Genomic DNA, 17,228 nt, shown 5'->3' with positions numbered 1-17,228 from the left:
TCCAGATTTCCAGATTTATTTCAGGCGCTTATTTTCAGGATGGCGACCCCGGCAGGGCTCGAACCTGCAACCTCGGACTTAGAAGGTCCTTGCTCTATCCAGTTGAGCTACGGGGCCGCGGAGGGAGGTGGTCTCCGGCGCTGCTTACAGGACCGGTCCGGCTTTGCAAAGTCTCTCTTTGCCCCGCCGCCGCCCGCCGGGCTGGACGGGCGCCGCCACGGCCCCTAAGACATCAGGGGCAGGCAAGCAGGAGCAGCACATGCGCATTCTCATCACCAATGACGACGGCATCTCGGCCCCCGGGCTCGCGGCGGCGGAAGCCATCGCGGCCGAGCTCGCGGGGCCCGACGGCGAGGTCTGGGTCGTGGCCCCGGCCTTCGAGCAGTCGGGCGTCGGGCATTGCGTGTCCTACATCCGCCCCATGCGGCTCGAGCCGCTGGGCCCGCGCCGCTATGCCGTGGAGGGCTCGCCGGCCGATTGCGTGATGGCCGGGCTCTACGAGGTGATGGCCGAGTGCCAGCCCGACCTGGTGCTCTCGGGCGTGAACCGCGGCCATAACGTGGCCGAGGACACCCTCTACTCCGGCACTATCGGCGGGGCGATGGAAGCCGCGCTGCAGGACCGCCGGGCCATCGCGCTGTCGCAGTATTTCGGTCCCGGCAACCGCGAGCTGGACGACCCGTTCGCCGCCGCCCGCGCCCATGGCGCCCGGGTGATCCGGCAGATCCTCGACGCGGATATCTGGGAGGAGCACCGCTACGGCGTGTTCTACAACATCAACTTCCCGCCCTGCCCGGCCGACGGGGTGAAGGGCGTCACCGCCACGCGCCAGGGCCACCGCGCCACCGCCACCTTCGGCGTGCAGCGCCAGGTGGCGCCGAACGGGCGCACCTATCTCTGGCTCACCCACGGCCAGGCGAACGACACCGCCGGCCCCGGCACCGACGCGCGCGAGGCCTACGAGGGCAACATCACCGTCACGCCCCTGCGCGCCGATCTCACCGCGCACGACCTGGTGGAGAAGCTCGCCCCCTCGCTGGGCTGAGCGGATGGAGCTCGCCCCGGCCTACCGCGCCTACATCGACTGCCTCAATGCGCGGGACTGGGCGCGGCTGGGCGATTTCGTGGCCGGCGACGTGGTGCACAACGACCGCCCCCTCGGCCTCGCCGGCTACCGCGCGATGCTGGAGGGGGATGTCGAGGCCATCCCCGACCTGCGCTTCGAGCTGGTCTCGCTGGTGAGCGGGGGCGTCGACGTGGCCGCCCGCCTCGCCTTCGACTGCCATCCGAAGGGCATGCTCTTCGGACTGCCGGTGAACGGCCGGAGGGTGCGCTTCGCCGAGCATGTATTCTACCGCTACCACGAGGGGCGCATCGCGCAGGTCTGGTCTCTGATCGACACGGCGGGGATCGCAGCACAGCTCTGAGGCCGGCCCCCGCCCCGGCGCGCATCAGTCGGCGATCCGGAACGGAACGGCAATGCTGCGCGCGGTGAGACGGGATCCGGAGCCCCCGGCGGCGCTCGGCCGCGCGCTCAGGGCTGCCCGGCCGAAGGCCCTGCCGGCCCCCCTCAGAGCGACAACCCGCCGAGGCTGCCGCCGCCGCAGACGAACAGCACCTGGCCGGTGACGAAACCCGCCGCGGGGTCGGCGAAGAACTGCACCGCGCGGGTCACGTCCTCGGTGGTGCCGAGCCGGCGGACCGGGAGTTGCTCGCCGATGCGCTTCTCGCGCTCGGAGCCCTTGTCGACGATGCCCCAGAAATTGTCGGTGAGGATCGGGCCCGGGGCGACCGTGTTCACCGTGATGCCGTCGGGCCCGAGCTCGAGCGCCCAGGTGCGCATCATGCCGTGCACGCCGGCCTTGGTGGCCGAATACGCGCTGCGGGTCGGCACGCCCATCGCGGCGCGGGAGGTGACGAAGACGATGCGGCCGAACTTCGCCGCCCGCATCTCCGGCAGCACCGCCTGGGTGAGCACAAGCGGGGCGGCGAGGTGGATCTGGGTGAGGGCAGCGAGCTCCTCGGGCTTCGCGTCCTCCACCAGGTTGGGATAGATCAGCCCGGCGTTGTGGACGACATGGCTCACGCCGCGGCCCTTCAGCCCGGCGGCGACTTCGGCCACGGCGGCGGGGTCCATCAGGTCGACGGAGATCTGGTCGAAATCGGCGTGCTCCCACTCCGCCCTGCGGCGGGCGAGGCCGATCACCTTCCAGCCCTTGTCGAGCATCTCCCGGGCCAGGCGCTCGCCGATGCCGGAGCTGGTGCCGGTGATGAGAACGGTATGGGTCATGCTGTCTTTCCGGGGATGAGGGCGAGAACGCGCAGCGGGCTGCCCGAGCCCCCCGCGATCTTGAGCGGCGGCGCGATCAGCATCGCGCCCACGGGCGGCAGGCGGTCGAGCCCGGCGAGGCATTGCAGGCCCAGCTTGCCCGCGCCGTGGAGCAGCGAATGCGCCGGGTACGGTGGCGAGAGATGCGCGCCCTGCCCTGCGTCTGTGCCCACGGTCTCGGTGCCGAAGCCGATGATGTCGCGCGCGAGCAGCGCCTCGATGGCCGAGGCGTCGGGGCCGGGGGAATGCGCGCCGGTCGCGTCGAGCCCCACGTAGGCCGGCGTGCCGGCCTTCTTCGCCCAGTCGGTGCGCATCAGCACCCAGGCGCCGGCCGGGATCTCGCCGTGCTCGGCCTCCCATGCCGCCACGTGTGCGGCGGTCATGATGAAATCGGGGTCCTCGGCCGCGGGGCCGGACATGTCGATCACGCAGACCGGGGCGACGAGCCTGTCGGGCGCCACCGCGTCCACCGTGCCGCCGGGCTGGTTGCGCCCGGTCACCCAGTGGGCGGGGGCGTCGAAATGCGTGCCGGTGTGCTCGGACATCGAGATGTTGTTCCAGTACCACGCCGGGCCGCGGGCGTCGTAGCGGCTCACCTCCTCGATGCGGAAGGGCGCGCATTGGCCGAACTCGGGCGGCAGCACGATGACCGGGAAATCCGGGGTGAGCGCATGGGTGAGGTCGACCACCTCCACCGCGCCGCTGGCCAGCGCGAGCGCGAGGTCTCCGAGAACGCCGGTCATCGCTGCAACTCCCTCTCCAGCACCTTGGGATCGGCGCTCCAGCGCGCGAAGACATCGCGGGCCACGTCGCCGGTGAAGCTTTCCTCGATGCCCTCGGCGAGGGCCTTCACCACGGCTGCCGCCACCGCCTTCGGCGCGAGCTTCGGCGGCGGCACGGCCTGGTGCCAGTCGTCCTCCACCGGGCCAATGAACACGCTCATCACCCGGATGCCGCCGTCGCGCAGCTCGGCGCGCAGGCCCTGCAGCACCGAGAGGCGGGCGGCGGCGGAGGCGGAGTGCATGCCGTAGACATTCCAGTTCGACAGTGCCGCCACCGGTGTCACGTCGAGAATGGCGACGGCGTTGTTCACCCCGTCATTCGCCCGGCCCAGCATGCCGGGGGCGAAGACCTGCGCGAGGCGCTGCAGGCCGAAGACATTGGTCTCGAAGCTCTCGCGCGCGAGGGCAACGCTCTGGCCCATCACGCCGCCGGGGCGCACATGGTCGGCCGTGTTCACGATGATGTCGGTCTTGCCGCCGATGGCGCCGGCGAGATCGACCACGGAGCGGGTGTCGGAGAGGTCGAGCGGCACGATCTCGATGCCCTCCTCGGCCGCGATGCGCTCGGCGCCCGGGAAGGGCTTCCAGGCATCGGCGACGCCGAGGAAGACCTTCGCGGCACCGGCCTTCAGCAGCGCGCGGGCGGTCTCCTGGCCGAGGGCGCTGCGCCCGTCGGTCACCAGCACGCGGCGGTGGCGCGGGTGGGCGGTGAGGCCGCGCAGGGCGGGGTCCTCGTCCATCAGGGGGGTCTCCTTCGCGGGAAGGGCCATCATCAGCGGCGTGCCGGCGAGGTCGAGCCGGGCGATCATCCGCACCCGCGCGCCGGTGGTCACGTCGCGGTGCAGGTTCGCGGTCACCACCGGGCCGCAGTCGAGCTGCACGGTGCCGACGCGCCAGGGCCCGCGGCCACGGTAGAAGAGCTCGTGCGTCACGCGGATGGTGGTCTCGGCGATCACCTCGCCGCCGGTGGGCGCGGGCGTGAAGGGGATGTCGGCCGAGAGGCATTTCGGGCAGGCATCGCGCGGCGGCCAGATGCGGGTGCCGCACTCCCCGCACTCCTGCAGGGCGAATGCGCCGCGCGCGGCATGGGCGGCGAAGAACAGCCCTGCCCGGCTCGGGCTGCCCGGCGGGCGATGCGCCAGCGGGGTGACGGCGGTGGGGTCTTTCCGCGGCGGGCGGGCAAGCGGGGTGTGTTCGCTCATGCGGCCTCCAGCACGGCAGCGGCGGTGCAGACACCGCGGTCGTAGTTCACCATGCCGAAGCCCGAGACGAGGGCGCGGCGCGCGCCTGCCACCGGCGCGGCAAGGTTCTGCCCCGTGACCTGGCGCAGCGCCTCCACGAAGCCGATGAAACCGCCGGCGGCCCCGGCCTGCCCGGCCGAGAGCTGGCCGCCGCAGGTGTTGTGCGGCAGCGTGCCCGCGTTGGTGAGGTCATGGCCGCGCAGGAACTCCGCCGCCTCGCCCTTGCCGCAGAGGCCGAGATCCTCGATCTGCATCATCACGATCACCGGGTAGTCGTCATAGGTCTGCACGAGGTCGACCGCGTCCGGCCGGCAGCCGGCGGCAGACCAGAGGTCAGCCACGTCCAACTCCCAGCCGCCGCGCATCTGCAGCGGATCTTCGGGGAAGGCATTGTGCCGCTCGATGGCGCCTGCGAGGCGGGCATAGGGCAGCCCGCGCTCCTTCGCCGTGTCCTCGTGCATCACGAGGAAGGCCTCGGCGCCTGCCACCGGCATCACGCAGTCGAAGAGATGCACCGGGTCGGCGATGGGCCGGGCGGACATGTACTCTTCGAGGCTCAGCGGCTTCTTCATGATCGCCTGCGGGTAGGTGAGCGCGTTGGCCCGCTGCGCGACGCAGATGCGGCCGAAATCCTCCCGCGTGGCGCCGTAGCGGCGCATGTAGCCGTCGGTGAGCAGCGCGAAGCTCGCGTTCGGGCCCCCGGCGCCGTAGGGGTAGGACGCCTCGAGCGCGAAGCGCGAGAAGCTGCCGAGCAGGCTGCGGAAACTGTCGATATGGTTGGTGTCGCCCGCCACGCAGGCGACGATCTCGGCATCGCCCGCCTGCACCGCCCGCGCCGCGCGCCGGGCCGCCACCACGCCCGAGGCGCCGCCCATGGGGATGTGCTCGAGAAAGCGCGGGCAGAGGCCGAGATGCTGGGTGAGCCCCACCGCCGTGTCCGGCGCGAGCGAGAAGGAGGAGACGGTGAAGCCGTCGATATCGCCGGGCGTGATGCCCGCCCCCTTCACCAACCCGCGCAGGGCGGCGGCGATCCACCAATGCGCGCTCTCCTGTGAGTAGCGCACGTAAGGCACCGATACGGGGACGGCGATGACGACATCCTCGTAGCTGCGGACCGATCTTGCCCTCATGCCGCGGCGTCGCGCTTTTTCAGCGCCCGGGTGTCATGCGCCTGCCCGCTCTCCACCAGCTCCGCCGCGAGGGTTTTCAGCACCCCGCGCTGGATCTTGGAGGTGGCGGTGAGAGGCAGCTCATCGGCGAAGGCGGTCCAGCCCGGAGCCTTGTAATAGGCGAGCCGGGTGAGGCACCAGCGGGTGATCTGCTCGGCGAGCTCCGCACTGCCCTCGTAGCCCTCGGCCGGCACGATCAGCGCCATCACCTCGTCGCCCCGCACCGCGTCGGGCACCGCCGCCACGGCGACGGAGCGGATGGCGGGATGGGCGACGAGCGCGCTCTCCACCTCCACCGCGGCGATGTTCTCGCCCGAGCGGCGGATCACGTTCTTGCGCCGGTCGACGAAGAAGAAATCCCCCTCCGCGTCGCGCCGCACGATGTCGCCGGTGTGGAACCAGCCGCCGGCCCAGGCCTCGGCCGTGGCCTCGGGGTTTTTGAGGTACTCGCGGAAGAAGCCCATGCCGGGGCGCGGGCCGGAGCGGCGGATGAGCAGCTCCCCCGGCTCGTCGACCTCGGCCTCCGAGCCGTCCTCGCGGATCACCTTCGTCTCCACCCCGTCCCAGGGGCGGCCGATGCAGGCGCGGCCGGGCACGCGGTCCGGCCGGCCATCGGTGATCGAGCCGGAGACACCGACCTCGGTCATCGCCCAGCCCTCGATGAGCGGCACGCCGAAACGCTCCTGGAACGGCGCGTGCAGGGTGGGGTCGATGCCCGCGCCGAAGCCGAAGCGCGCGCCATGCTCCGCGTCGGCCGGGTTTTCCGGCAGGCCCATGAGGATGTAGGGCATCACGCCGAGATAGTGGAAGCAGGTGGAGCGGTTGTCGCGCACGCTCTGCCACCAGGTGCGGGGATGGAACCGGTCCAGCACGGTGAGGCAGCCGCCCACGGTGATCATCGCCATCAGCGACACGGCGAGCGCGTTCATGTGGAACACCGGCAGGGGGGTGAGCATGCGCTCGGCCGGCTCCTCCCGCACGGCGGAGAGGCCGCCCACGTCGCGGTACCACTCGCCGCAGACGAGGAAATACTCGTTGGGCAGCACGCAGCCCTTGGGCTGGCCGGTGGTGCCCGAGGTGTAGAGCAGTGCGGCCTCGGTCTCGGAGCTCGGCGCGGGCGGGGCCTTCATCGCGCCGAAGGAGGGCAGCACGTCATCCGGCCCGATCACCGGCAGGGTGATGTCCATGGCGGCGGCGGCCTGCACCAGGTCCTCCTGCCGCTCGGGCACCGCCACGGCCATGCGCATCTCGGAATGAGAGATGAGGTATTCCAGCTCGGCCGCGCGCAGGTCGGGGTTGATCGGCACCATGGAGATGCCGGCCCCGTTGAGCGCGATGAAATGGAACACGAAATCCGGGCGGTTGAGCAGCAGCAGCCCCACCCGGTCCACCTGCCCGTCGCCGCCGAGGCCCGCGTCGAGATAGGCCTGCGTGAGCGCGGCCACCTTCGCGGCCGCCTCGGCATAGGTGATCTCGCCCGGCGCGATGCCGTAGACGGCGGCGGTCTCGGGCAGGACGTTGAGGAAGGGCCGGTTCGGGTGGCGGGCTGCGGTTTCCGCCAGCCTCACGGCGACGGTCTCGTCGATGCGCATGTGTCGGGGCCTCACATGAAGAGCTGGATATTGCCGAAGGGCGCGTCGAAGTTCAGCAGGTCGACCCGCTTGAGCGCGATCTTCAGCGCCCCCTCCTCCACCCGGATCTCGTGCTTCGCCCAGCCGGCGAAGAATTCCTTCTCGTCGCCCCGGGTCTCGACGTAGTGGAACGAGGTCCAGGTGCGGAACAGGTTCGCGCCCGGGTTCATCTCGTCCACCTGCGGGGCCTGCAGCAGGTGCTGGGCCCGGCTTTTCGGCTTCTGCGAGAAGGTGCGCGCGCCGGCCAGCCGCTCCACGCGGATGCGCAGCAGCAGCATGTCCTCGTACATCAGCGAGGCCTGCAGGCGCGGGTCGGTCTGCTGCCACTCGGCCGGCATCCAGTAATGCGCATCTTCCGTGTAGAGCTTCAGCCAGTCCTCGTACCGCAGCTCGTCGAGCAGGCGCGCCTCGCGGTAGATGAAGGCGGTGAGGTCGGCCTCGGTCACCGTGTCGGGGGTGAGGCGGGTCAGGGTGTCGGTGGTCATTCTGCGGCCTCCACGCGGGCGGGCTCTTCCATGTCGAGGGTCATGTAATGCACCCAGGCGGCGAACTGGTTGCGCATCTGGCGCTCGGAGGTGCCGTTGGCGATGGCGGTCTCCTCGTGGTCCTCGCCCGGCTCGTAGAGGCGCTGGACGTTGACCCATTCCAGCGCGTCGGCCGCGAGGCCCTTCTGCGCGCGCTCGTAGACCTCGAGATCGTCGTGGCCGACGATGGAGGTGGGCGCGTTGATCAGCCGGTTGTACATCAGCGTGCGCTCGAAGAGCATGTCCGGCGCGCCGACCAGGCGGAAGGTGTAGCTCTCCACCAGCGTCTTGTCCGCCGCGATGGGCTTGAACAGGCGCAGGGTCTGGATCGGGCCCTTCACCATGATGTGCGGGAAATAGACCGTGTTGTGCCGGTTCTCGCCGAGGATCTGGCGTGCGCGCTCCTCGCCGTAGGTCTCCACCATCTGGTCGAAGTAGCCCGGCACGGCCGAGTAGTCGGCGTGGATCGAGGTGGTGACCCCGGTGTGCCCGTGGCCATGCGGCCAGACCCGGATGCCCATGCCCTCGAAGAACTCGTAGGGCGCCATGAAGGGCGCGTAGACCTCGACGGCCATCGGCTTCGGCCCGCCCTTGGCCTGCTCCTTCTCCCACACCGAAACGGCGGTGCCGGCCGAGCTCTCATGCGCCACCATCGGGTGGCAGGTGTCGGTCTGGTTCTCGACCAGCATCTTCCAGTTGCAGTTGTGCATGTAGCGCAGCGGCGCGCCCTCGAGCACCAGCTTCCCCTCGGGCGAGCGGTCGATCATGTTGTCGATCGAGGACAGGCTCTCGCCGAAGAACTCCTCGAAGCTCTCGCCCGCGTCGTTGAGCCTGGCGAAGATGAAGTCGCGGTAGACCTTCACATGCGCCACCGGGGCGAGGCCCTTCACCGCCTCCGAGTTCTCCAGCCCGGTGTTCTCGTAGCCCTTCTTCAGCGGGATGGCGAGCAGGTTGCCATTGGTCTTGAACGACCAGGCGTGGTAGGGGCAGCGGAAGAATTTCCCCGTGTTCCCGCAGGCTTCCGAGGCGATCTTCACCCCCTTGTGCGGGCAGCGGTTGTAGAGCACATGCACCGACATGTCGGTGTGGCGCACCACGAGCACCGGCTGGTCGCCGATCTCGGTGGTGATGTAGTCGCCCTTCTCCGGGATCTGGCTGGCGTGGCCCACGTAGACCCAGGTGTTGGCGAAGAGATGGCGCATCTCCAGCCGGAACACCTCCGGGCTGGTGTAGACGTCGCGGTGCACCTCTTCGGGCCGCACCAGGGCGCGGATGGCGTCGGGATTGCTGGCGTATTTGCTCACGTTCTGTCTCCCTGTCAGAGGTCGAGGACCAGCCGCGCGCTCTTCGCCCGCGACACGCAGATCTGCATCACCGAATTGGACTCGCGCTCGGCCTCGGAGAGCACGACATCGCGGTGGTCCGGGATGCCCTCCAGCACGTCGACCTGGCAGATGCCGCAGTCCCCGCGCTGGCAATCATAGACGACATCGATGCCTGCGTCCTCCAGGGCCTCGATGATGCTCTGGCCCGGGTTCACGGTGATGACCGGGCCGTCGCGGCCGGCCTGCACCTCGAAGGGCGCGTCGCCCTCCTGCGCCGCCGGCTCGGCGGTGAAGATCTCGAAGCGCACCGGGGCCGCGCCGGCCGCAGCCCGCACCGCCTCGATCATCCCCTTGGGCCCGCAGACATGGATCTCGGCGCCCGAGGCCGCGGCGGCGGCGACGGTCTCGGCCAGAGGCACGGCGCCGGCATCGTCGTAATGCACGCGAAGGCGCGGCCCGCAGAGCGCGGTAAGCTCGGCGAGGAAGGCGAGATGCCCCTCGGAACGGCCGTAATAGTCGAGCACGTAGTCGCGCCCCGCCGCCTCCAGCGCCGCGGCCATGGAGAGGATGGGCGTGATGCCGATGCCCCCCGCGATGAGATGCACCGGTCCCGCGCCGAGGGGGAAGTGATTCTGCGGCGCGGTGACGGTGAGCCTGTCGCCCACCTTCAGCCCGTGCATGTGGGTGGAACCGCCGGTGCTGTTCTCCTCCAGCAGCACGCCCAGCACGTAGTGCCGGCCGTCGCGCCACTGCGGCAGGTCGACCAGCGAATAGGCCCGGTCGCCCCCGCCCGGCAGCGAGACGCGCAGATGCGCCCCGGCCTCGAACCCCGGCAGCGGTGCGTCCGCCGCGGTCTCGAGCACCACGGAGCGGATGCGCGGCGTCTCCTCGCGGATCTCGCGTACCGTCATGGTCAGGCTGGTCACTGGCATCTCTCCTGCTGGCTTTTCTTTCATGAATTTTCATGCATTCTTGACGTGGAATCCTGGTCTGTCAATCTGCTTTCGAAAAACCACGACAGGGCGCCAGCGCTTGTGTAGACAGGCCCGACACGAGGGAGACCCGCTTGACCACCGACGCCGACCAGAACGACGCCGCGCGCCTCGCCCCCGAAGCAGATGCCGCCCCCCTGCCCGCGCCGGAGCAGGAGCCGCCGCTGAGCCCGGGCTTCACCGACGACTACCTGCTCTACCTGCTCGCCGCCGCCAGCGCGCGGGCCAGCGCCGAGTTTCACACCCTTGTGGCGGCGCACGGGCTGCGGGTGCCGGAATGGCGCATCCTCGCCTGTCTCGCCTCGCGCGAGGGGCTGAAGGTGACCGAGCTCGCCCACCAGACCCTGTTCGACCAGCCCCGCCTCACCAAGACGCTGAACGTGATGGAGCGCGCGGGCCTGGTGCTGCGCCGCTCCGACCCCTCGGACCGCCGGCTGGCACTCGTCTCGCTCACGCCAGAGGGCCGCGCGCGGGTAGAGCCGCTGCTCAGCCTCGCGCGCGGGCACGAGGCGCAGGTGCTCTCGCGCTTCCCCGCCGCGGACCGGCGCCGGCTGAAGGCGTTTCTCGTCGCCCTCGCGCGCTGAGGCGCCCGGGGGCCCCGGGCGCCCCGGCCTTCAGGCAAACGAGGCCACGGTCTTGAGCGCGCCGTCGAGCTGCACGCCCTTCTCGTCCTTCAGCGCGGCCTCGCGCAGGCGGCGCAGCCAGTCGGCGGCGTCCTCGCGCCCGCGCAGCATGTCGAGCGCGCCGATCACCCGGGCGTATTTCGAATGCCCGCGCACATGGGTGTCGGAATAGCCCTTGATCAGCCGGCGGCAGTTCAGGATCTCCACCGCGAGGGCGTAGTCCGACGCCACGGTGCCGAGGGCGAGGGCGTACCATTCCTCCAGATGCGCGCGCTCCACCTTGTGGCGCAGCAGGCGGCGGCGCATCGGGCGCAGGCCGCCCACCATCCACAGCATGGCAAAGCCGCGCGCGCTGTCGGTCCGGATGCGCCGGCCCTTGTTCAGCCGCCGGTCGAGCCAGGCGAAGAGCTTCGGGCGCTTCTCGATGGCAGCGCCGAGGAAAGCCGGCATGGTGCCGCAGAACTCCTCGGCCCGGGGGTGGAAATACTCGGTGAGCTGCAGCACGTTCTCCTCGCGCACACCCACCTCCTTGCGCACCCGGGCAAAGCGGTGGGCGCGGGTCTTGAGGTCGGCCACGCGGATGATGTCGTCGTAGCACATGGCGTTGGCGAGGTGCTTGGCCGCGGCGAGCGACAGGGCGTGGCCCTGCTCCGCGCTGTCGAGCGCCACCGCGCGGTCCAGCCGGTCGAGGTACTCCGCGCCATAGGCGAGGTCCTGGAAATCGACCACCTTGCGCAGGCCGCGCAGGGCGAGGTCCTGCACCGGGGCGGGCAGCGCCTGCACCCGGGCCTCGAGCGCCTGCCATTTCTTCAGCATGCCCTCGGGGCCGCGGATGCCCGGCAGCGCGCCGGGCGCGGGCTCCTCGACCATCTCGATCACGTCGCCGCTCTCGTCGCGGCGCATGGCGCGCTCGTAGCCGGCGGTGAAGGCGCGCAGGCTCGCCTCCACGCCGCGGCCGGAGGCGCGGATGATCTCCTCGTAGCTCTCGCGCGGGAAGGGCAGCGCGCCCGAGCCCGCGAGCGCGCCGAGCAGCGAGGCGGAGATCACCGAGCCCGCCTTCACCGCCATCGTCTCCATGTCGAAGGCCACCAGGCGCTTCGCGGCCAGCGAGCAGGCGGTGAGCACCTCCTCGCTGTTGGCCCGCCCGTCACCCGGCTCGATCTTCTCCGACACCGCGGCGATGCGGTGGGCGGAGGCGATGAGCGTGGTGCGGTCGGGCGTGACGAACCCGCGCATCACCGAGCGGCCGGCCTCCATCAGCTCGGCCGAGATCAGGATGTCCACGTCCCCCTCCGAGGGGCTGAGCGAGAACACCGGCAGCCGGTCGGTGTGCTTCGTCATCTCCACGTAGTAGATCGTGGCGCCCGTGCGCTGAGCCACGCCCGCCACCGAGGTGGACTGGGCGACATAGCCGTTCGCCTCCGCCACCGCGACGATCCAGTCGGTCAGCACGCCGCCGCCCTGCCCGCCCACGGCGAGACAGGCGAGCTTGAGGATGCGGTTCGCCTCCGCGTCGGTGGGGATATCAACCTGCATGTTCATGGATCAGGCCTCCTGGAACACGAGCCGGCCGCTCTCGCGGCGGGTCTGCAGCCAGCCGATGACCCGCTTGCGGAAGCGGTCGCGGCGCCGGTCGCGCTCGTTGGGATTGTGGACGACATCGGCGCGGTAGAAGCTGGGGCAGAGCACGGCCGCATCGGCCACCTCGCCGCAGTTGCCGCAGCCGACGCAGTTCTGGTCGATGCTGGCGACGGGGTCGTCGCGCAGCGGGTCGTCGAGGGTCTTCACCGAGAGCGAGGGGCAGCCGGAGAGGCGCATGCAGGCGTGATCGCCCGTGCACACGTCCTCGTCGACACCGAAACGGGGCTTGATCACCCGCTCGCCGTCCTTGATCGCCTTGTTCATCTGCGGCTTCACCCGGCGCTGCTTGTTGAGCATGCACTCGGAGGAGGCGACGATCACCTTGGGCCCCTCCATATCGGTGGTGAGCGCCTCCTTCAGCGTGGCGCGCATCTTGCCCACGTCATAGGTGTGGTCGATCTGGCGCACCCATTTCACGCCCATGCCCTTCACCGCGGAGGTGATGGAATTCTGCGTCTGCTTGGTCTTGTTGGTGGCGCGGGAGGAGAGGATGTCCTGCCCGCCGGTGGCGGCGGAGTAGAAGTTGTCGACCACGATGATCACGCCGTCGGACTTGTTGAACACCGCGTTGCCGATGGAGGAGGTGAGGCCGTTGTGCCAGAAGCCGCCGTCGCCCACGAAGGAGATGGTGCGCCGCGCACCGTCGGCGTGGAAGGCCGAGGCGGAGGCGGGGCCGAGCCCGTAGCCCATCGTGGTCGCGCCCAGCTCGAAGGGCGGCATGGAGGAGAACAGGTGGCAGCCGATGTCGGAGGAGATGTGGTGCTTGCCCATCTCCTCCTCCACCAGCTTGGTGGCGGCGAAGATCGGCCGCTCCGGGCAGCCGACGCAGAACCCGGGCGGGCGGCCGGGGATCTTGCCGGTGAGATCGGGCACCGAGCCCGCGTCTTCCTCGCGGTTGGGCGCGCGCAGGGGGGCGGCGAGCATCTCCGGCGCATGGTCGCGCACGAAGGCGGAGATGCCGTCGAGCATCACCTTGCCGGTGTATTCGCCGCCCATGGGCAGCACGTCCTTGCCGCCCAGGTGCAGGGTGCGGCCGGCCTTGTAGAGGATATGGGCGAAGTTCTGCTCGAGGTAGTCCGGGTGGCCCTCCTCCACGATCAGCACCGCGTCCTTGCCCTCGCAGAACTCGAGGAACTCGTCCTCGACCACCGGGTAGACGCAGTTCATCACGTAGAGCGGCACGTCGGTGTCGCCCCAGGCGTTCGCGAGGCCCATGCGCTGCAGGGCGCGGATCACGCCGTTGTACATGCCGCCCTGCATCACGATGCCGATCTTGCCGGTGGCCCCGCCGAGGAACTCGTTGATCTTGTTGTCCTTGAGGAATTTGATCGCGGCGGGCTTGCGGCTCTCCAGCTTTTCCTTCTCGTGCAGGAAGGAGGCGGGGGGCAGCACGATGCGCGCGGTGTCGCGGCGCGGGTTCTCCATCGCGTCGCGCACCGAGAACTCGGGCTTGCGGTTGTCCGAGGCGATGAAGGAGCCGTGCACGTGGCAGCAGCGGATGCGCACCTGCATCATCACCGGGGTGTTGGAGACCTCGGAGAGCGCGAACCCGTCGCCCACGCATTTCACGATGGAGGGCACGTTGGGGCGCGGATCGAGCAGCCAGACCTGGCTCTTCATCGCGAAGGCGTGGCTGCGCTCCTGCATGATGGAGGAGCCTTCGCCGTAATCCTCGCCGCAGATGATGAGCGCACCGCCCGTGACCCCGCCCGAGGCGAGGTTGGCCAGCGCGTCGGAGGCCACGTTGGTGCCCACCACCGACTTGTAGGTGACGGCGCCGCGCACCGGGTAATGCACCGAGGCCGAGAGCATGGCGGTGGCCGTCGCCTCCGAGGCCGAGGCCTCGAAATGCACGCCCAGCTCGCCCAGGATCTCCTGCGCGTCGGAGAGCACGTCCATCAGGTGGCTGATCGGCGCGCCCTGGTAGCCGCCCACATAGCCCACGCCGTTTTCCAGCAGGGCCTTGGTGATGGCGAGGATGCCCTCACCGGAGAATTCCTCTCCGGCGCCCATCCGGAGCTTCTGCACTTCCTTGGCGAATGATCTCTCTGCCATACTGGGTCTCCCTGCCTGAGCGTCCTGCCTGGGGTGTGGCGGACCGGGTCAGATCTCGTGTTGCCTGATGTTTCGCAAAATCTTCTGCAGCGTGGCGACGAAGGCCGCCCGCTCGTCAGCGCCCACGCCGTCGAACATCGCGGAATAGACCGCGTGCATCGCCGGCCAGGCGTTCTCGAAGGTGCGCCGCCCCTCGTCCGTCACGTGGATGAGGCGCACGCGGCTGTCGGTCTCGGAGGCCTCGCGGCGCACGAAACCCGCCGCCTCCATCGCGTCGAGCGTCCGGCTCATGGTCGACTGTTCGAAGACCGAGAGCACCGAGAGCTCGTTGATCGTCACCGGCCCGATCGACACCAGCGTGGCGAGCGCGCGCATCTGCGCCGTGGTGAGACCGTTGGCCTTCAGCCCGCCGCGCAGCGTGTCGTTGTAGCGCCCCATGATGCGGTTCATCAGGTAGGGCGCGAAATGGTTGAGGCCGATCTCGCCGAGGGTTTCGGTGCGGCCGTCGATGTCCTCGATCATGCGAGCCTCCGTCCGAGCAGGTAGCCCGAACCGCCGCCGAGACCGGGGCCGGGATGGGTGGAGGCGCCGATGTGCCAGAGGTTGCGCACCACGGTCTCGTGGTTGACGCTGCCCTTGAACGGCCGCCAGAGGAAGAACTGGTCGATGGTGCAGGCCCCGCCGTAGGGATCGCCCCCCACGAGGTTGACGTTCATCGCCTCGAGGTCGGCCGGGGAATAGGCCTTCCGGGCGATGACACTGTCCCCGAAGCCCTCGATGTGGCTCTCGAGGATCGCCTGCACGCGGTCGGCATAGGCCTCGCGCAGGGCCTCGGTCCAGGTGCCGTCGGCGGGGGTGTCGATCTCGCCGGCCGCATCGCCCTTCACCTGGCGCGGTGCCTCGGGGAGCTGGAGCCAGAGCGTGGCCTGCCCCTCCGGCGCGCGGGAGGGGTCGAGCGCGGTGGGCTGGCCCACGCAGATGGTGGGCACCGCCGGCAAGAGCCCGCGCTCGGCCTCGTTCGAGGCTTTCGACACACCGTCGAGCCCGGGGGTGAGGTGGAGCAGCGCCACGCCCCCCAGCCCCTCCGTGCGCCATTTCGGCGGGGTGTTCAGCGCGTAATGGAGCTGGAAATTGCCCTTGCCGTAGCGGTATTCGGCGCGCTCGCGCTCGGCGCCGCCGGGCAGCAGCCGGCCGTAGAGCTGGTCAGGCGTGACGGAGGCGATGACGCCGATCTCGGCGCGCAGCTCCCGGCCGCCGGCCAGCATCACGCCGCGGGCCCGCGCCGTGCCGCTGTTCACCCCGCCCGCGCCGGTGGTGACGCGGATCTCCGCCACGTCGGCCCCGGTGCGGATCTCGCCGCCCTGCTCCTCGATCAGCCGGCGGAAGGCGGCGGTGAGATTGGCCGCCCCGCCCTTCACGATCGGCGCGCCCGCCGCCTCCAGCGCGAAGGCGATGATCCGGCCCATCTGGCCGGAGAAGGCCGCCTCGGGGCCCAGCCCCGCATGCAGCCCCCAGGGCGCCCAGAGCGCGCGGGTGAGCTCGGAGCGATACGAGCTTTCCAGCCAGGAGCGCATCGGCGTCATCGCGCCCCCCAGCACGGCGGCGAGGCCGCGCGGGCCGCGCTTCAGCGCCTCGCGGGCCAGCAACGTGAGGGTCTGGCGGGTCCAGAGCCCGCCGCCCAGCAGGCCGAAGAGCAGGCCCGCATCCGCCTCCGTGGCCGAAACCTGGGCGCCATGGGTGTCCCCGTCGCCCGCGGCCGCGGCGTTGAAGGCGGCGATGTTGGCTGCCCGGTCGGTCCGGAAGGTGAGCGACGATCCGTCGGGGCGCAGCACGCCGGTGGGCGTGTCGGTCCCCGCGAACTCGAGCCCGTGCCGCGCGAGGTCCTTGCCGAGGGCCGCATAGGCCGGCGAGGTCACGAACAGCACGAAGGTCGTCGCCATCACGTCATGCACGAAGCCGGGGGCGGTGATCTCGGCGGTCTTCATGCAGCCGCCGATCTCGCCCTCGCGCTCGCGCTCGAGCACCAGCACCCGCCGGCCCGCCTTGCCCAGCAGGGCAGCACAGACCAGCGCGTTGATGCCGGAGCCGACGATGATGTAATCCGGATTGCCGGGCATGCCTCGCCTCAGCCCTTCGCGACCAGCGCCAGCGCGCGCACGGGCGAGCCGGTGCCGTTCTCGATCTTCAGCGGCGTGACGATGAGCACCGCGCCCTTCGCCGGCAGCTTGTCGAGGTTGCACAGGCTGGCGAGCCCGTACTTGTTGGCCTTGTGCAGCAGGTTGTGCGCGGGGAACGGCGGCTCGAAGCCACCCGCGGCGCCCGCGTCGGTGCCGATGCACTCGTTGCCCCAGCCGATCACGCCCTTGGAGAGGATGTACTCGATGCAATCCACCGAGGGGCCGGGCGAATGCGGGCCGTTCTCGTCGGTGTTGAGGAAGGTCTCCTCGGAGCCGTTGCGCTTGTACCAGTCGGAGCGCATCACCACCCACTCGCCGGCGCCGATCTCGCCGTGCTCGGCCTCCCAGGCCTTCACGCCATCGGCGGTGAGCAGGAAGTCGGGGTTGGCGGCCACCTCGGCCGAGCAGTCGATCACGTTCACCGGGGCGACGAAATTCTTCACCGGGATCGTGTCGGTATAGCCGTCGGCGAAGTCCTTGCCGGTGATCCAGTGGTGCGGCGCGTCGAAATGCGTGCCGGAATGCTCGCCGAGCTTGAGCCAGTTCCAGGCCCAGAACGGCCCGTCCTTGTCATACTCGGAGATGCGGTGGATCTCGATCTGCGGGGTGTCGACGGCAAGCTCCGGCGGCAGCTTCAGCAGCGGGGTCGAGGGCCCGAGCGTGGCGGCGAGGTCGATCACCTCCACCGAACCGTCGAGCAGACCGGCGGCGAGAGCAGATACAGCGTTGGTCATGGTCC

Annotated in this window: 16 protein-coding genes and 1 tRNA gene; 3 read left to right on the top strand and 14 right to left on the bottom strand. The window is 70.2% G+C overall.

Features of this window, described 5'->3' with window-relative positions; all coding sequences use genetic code 11:
* Positions 1-40: 40 nt before the first annotated feature.
* Positions 41-117: transfer RNA gene (locus D3P35_RS18090), tRNA-Arg, on the bottom strand.
* 142 nt (positions 118-259) lie between these two features.
* On the opposite strand from D3P35_RS18090, the gene surE reads away from it, so the two are divergent.
* Both surE and D3P35_RS18080 read left to right on the top strand, forming a co-directional pair.
* The gene (gene surE / locus D3P35_RS18085; protein WP_118136383.1) at positions 260-1,045 is read left to right on the top strand and encodes a 5'/3'-nucleotidase SurE; all 786 of its coding nucleotides are present in this window, start codon (positions 260-262) and stop codon (positions 1,043-1,045) included.
* Positions 1,046-1,049: 4 nt separating this feature from the next.
* Complete coding sequence (locus tag D3P35_RS18080) at positions 1,050-1,427, top strand: ester cyclase (RefSeq protein WP_118136381.1); 378 nt, start codon at positions 1,050-1,052, stop codon at positions 1,425-1,427.
* A gap of 143 nt (positions 1,428-1,570) precedes the next feature.
* Here the strand turns inward: D3P35_RS18080 and D3P35_RS18075 are convergent, their stop codons facing one another.
* From D3P35_RS18075 to D3P35_RS18040, 8 genes are read right to left on the bottom strand one after another with little or no spacing between them, the layout of a single operon-like run.
* Positions 1,571-2,290, bottom strand: a complete 720-nt coding sequence (locus tag D3P35_RS18075; RefSeq protein WP_118136379.1) for an SDR family NAD(P)-dependent oxidoreductase — start codon at positions 2,288-2,290, stop codon at positions 1,571-1,573.
* Positions 2,287-3,072, bottom strand: coding sequence for a cyclase family protein (locus D3P35_RS18070; protein ID WP_118136377.1), 786 nt, complete (start codon positions 3,070-3,072; stop codon positions 2,287-2,289). Before D3P35_RS18070 ends, D3P35_RS18075 begins: the two co-directional genes overlap by 4 nt.
* Positions 3,069-4,313, bottom strand: a complete 1,245-nt coding sequence (locus D3P35_RS18065; protein ID WP_118136375.1) for an SDR family NAD(P)-dependent oxidoreductase — start codon at positions 4,311-4,313, stop codon at positions 3,069-3,071. The genes D3P35_RS18070 and D3P35_RS18065 overlap by 4 nt, the downstream gene beginning before the upstream one ends.
* The gene (locus D3P35_RS18060) at positions 4,310-5,482 is read right to left on the bottom strand and encodes a thiolase family protein (protein WP_118136373.1); all 1,173 of its coding nucleotides are present in this window, start codon (positions 5,480-5,482) and stop codon (positions 4,310-4,312) included. Before D3P35_RS18060 ends, D3P35_RS18065 begins: the two co-directional genes overlap by 4 nt.
* The gene (locus D3P35_RS18055; RefSeq protein WP_118136371.1) at positions 5,479-7,113 is read right to left on the bottom strand and encodes an AMP-binding protein; all 1,635 of its coding nucleotides are present in this window, start codon (positions 7,111-7,113) and stop codon (positions 5,479-5,481) included. The genes D3P35_RS18060 and D3P35_RS18055 overlap by 4 nt, the downstream gene beginning before the upstream one ends.
* Before the next feature lie 11 nt (positions 7,114-7,124).
* Complete coding sequence (locus D3P35_RS18050) at positions 7,125-7,637, bottom strand: aromatic-ring-hydroxylating dioxygenase subunit beta (RefSeq protein ID WP_118136368.1); 513 nt, start codon at positions 7,635-7,637, stop codon at positions 7,125-7,127.
* Positions 7,634-8,980, bottom strand: a complete 1,347-nt coding sequence (locus tag D3P35_RS18045; protein ID WP_118136366.1) for an aromatic ring-hydroxylating dioxygenase subunit alpha — start codon at positions 8,978-8,980, stop codon at positions 7,634-7,636. Before D3P35_RS18045 ends, D3P35_RS18050 begins: the two co-directional genes overlap by 4 nt.
* 14 nt (positions 8,981-8,994) lie before the next feature.
* Complete coding sequence (locus D3P35_RS18040; RefSeq protein WP_118136364.1) at positions 8,995-9,933, bottom strand: PDR/VanB family oxidoreductase; 939 nt, start codon at positions 9,931-9,933, stop codon at positions 8,995-8,997.
* A gap of 134 nt (positions 9,934-10,067) precedes the next feature.
* Between D3P35_RS18040 and D3P35_RS18035 the strand changes: the two genes are divergently transcribed.
* Positions 10,068-10,577 (top strand): MarR family winged helix-turn-helix transcriptional regulator, encoded by a 510-nt coding sequence (locus tag D3P35_RS18035; protein WP_232830545.1) that lies wholly within the window; start codon positions 10,068-10,070, stop codon positions 10,575-10,577.
* Positions 10,578-10,607: 30 nt separating this feature from the next.
* Here the strand turns inward: D3P35_RS18035 and D3P35_RS18030 are convergent, their stop codons facing one another.
* From D3P35_RS18030 to D3P35_RS18010, 5 genes are read right to left on the bottom strand one after another with little or no spacing between them, the layout of a single operon-like run.
* Positions 10,608-12,158 (bottom strand): indolepyruvate oxidoreductase subunit beta family protein, encoded by a 1,551-nt coding sequence (locus tag D3P35_RS18030; RefSeq protein WP_118136362.1) that lies wholly within the window; start codon positions 12,156-12,158, stop codon positions 10,608-10,610.
* A gap of 3 nt (positions 12,159-12,161) precedes the next feature.
* Positions 12,162-14,312 (bottom strand): indolepyruvate ferredoxin oxidoreductase subunit alpha, encoded by a 2,151-nt coding sequence (locus D3P35_RS18025; RefSeq protein ID WP_118136360.1) that lies wholly within the window; start codon positions 14,310-14,312, stop codon positions 12,162-12,164.
* Positions 14,313-14,360: 48 nt separating this feature from the next.
* Positions 14,361-14,834: a MarR family winged helix-turn-helix transcriptional regulator gene (locus D3P35_RS18020; RefSeq protein ID WP_118136358.1), complete on the bottom strand. Its 474-nt coding sequence runs from the start codon at positions 14,832-14,834 to the stop codon at positions 14,361-14,363.
* Positions 14,831-16,429: an NAD(P)/FAD-dependent oxidoreductase gene (locus D3P35_RS18015; RefSeq protein ID WP_118136356.1), complete on the bottom strand. Its 1,599-nt coding sequence runs from the start codon at positions 16,427-16,429 to the stop codon at positions 14,831-14,833. The genes D3P35_RS18020 and D3P35_RS18015 overlap by 4 nt, the downstream gene beginning before the upstream one ends.
* 8 nt (positions 16,430-16,437) lie before the next feature.
* The gene (locus D3P35_RS18010; RefSeq protein WP_118136354.1) at positions 16,438-17,223 is read right to left on the bottom strand and encodes a cyclase family protein; all 786 of its coding nucleotides are present in this window, start codon (positions 17,221-17,223) and stop codon (positions 16,438-16,440) included.
* Between the last annotated feature and the right edge of the window lie 5 nt (positions 17,224-17,228).

It is taken from the genome of Oceanicella sp. SM1341 (genome assembly GCF_003448965.1).
GTDB lineage: Bacteria > Pseudomonadota > Alphaproteobacteria > Rhodobacterales > Rhodobacteraceae > Paroceanicella.
This window is presented reverse-complemented; position numbering and strand designations above follow the sequence as displayed.

Coding starts and splice junctions, on each gene's coding strand:
- D3P35_RS18040 (WP_118136364.1), bottom strand. CDS start 9,933: ATGCCAGTGACCAGCCTGACCATGACGGTACGCGAGATCCGCGAGGAG.
- D3P35_RS18015 (WP_118136356.1), bottom strand. CDS start 16,429: ATGCCCGGCAATCCGGATTACATCATCGTCGGCTCCGGCATCAACGCG.
- D3P35_RS18055 (WP_118136371.1), bottom strand. CDS start 7,113: ATGCGCATCGACGAGACCGTCGCCGTGAGGCTGGCGGAAACCGCAGCC.
- D3P35_RS18060 (WP_118136373.1), bottom strand. CDS start 5,482: ATGAGGGCAAGATCGGTCCGCAGCTACGAGGATGTCGTCATCGCCGTC.
- D3P35_RS18025 (WP_118136360.1), bottom strand. CDS start 14,312: ATGGCAGAGAGATCATTCGCCAAGGAAGTGCAGAAGCTCCGGATGGGC.
- D3P35_RS18030 (WP_118136362.1), bottom strand. CDS start 12,158: ATGAACATGCAGGTTGATATCCCCACCGACGCGGAGGCGAACCGCATC.
- D3P35_RS18050 (WP_118136368.1), bottom strand. CDS start 7,637: ATGACCACCGACACCCTGACCCGCCTCACCCCCGACACGGTGACCGAG.
- D3P35_RS18075 (WP_118136379.1), bottom strand. CDS start 2,290: ATGACCCATACCGTTCTCATCACCGGCACCAGCTCCGGCATCGGCGAG.
- D3P35_RS18065 (WP_118136375.1), bottom strand. CDS start 4,313: ATGAGCGAACACACCCCGCTTGCCCGCCCGCCGCGGAAAGACCCCACC.
- D3P35_RS18070 (WP_118136377.1), bottom strand. CDS start 3,072: ATGACCGGCGTTCTCGGAGACCTCGCGCTCGCGCTGGCCAGCGGCGCG.
- surE (WP_118136383.1), top strand. CDS start 260: ATGCGCATTCTCATCACCAATGACGACGGCATCTCGGCCCCCGGGCTC.
- D3P35_RS18080 (WP_118136381.1), top strand. CDS start 1,050: ATGGAGCTCGCCCCGGCCTACCGCGCCTACATCGACTGCCTCAATGCG.
- D3P35_RS18010 (WP_118136354.1), bottom strand. CDS start 17,223: ATGACCAACGCTGTATCTGCTCTCGCCGCCGGTCTGCTCGACGGTTCG.
- D3P35_RS18020 (WP_118136358.1), bottom strand. CDS start 14,834: ATGATCGAGGACATCGACGGCCGCACCGAAACCCTCGGCGAGATCGGC.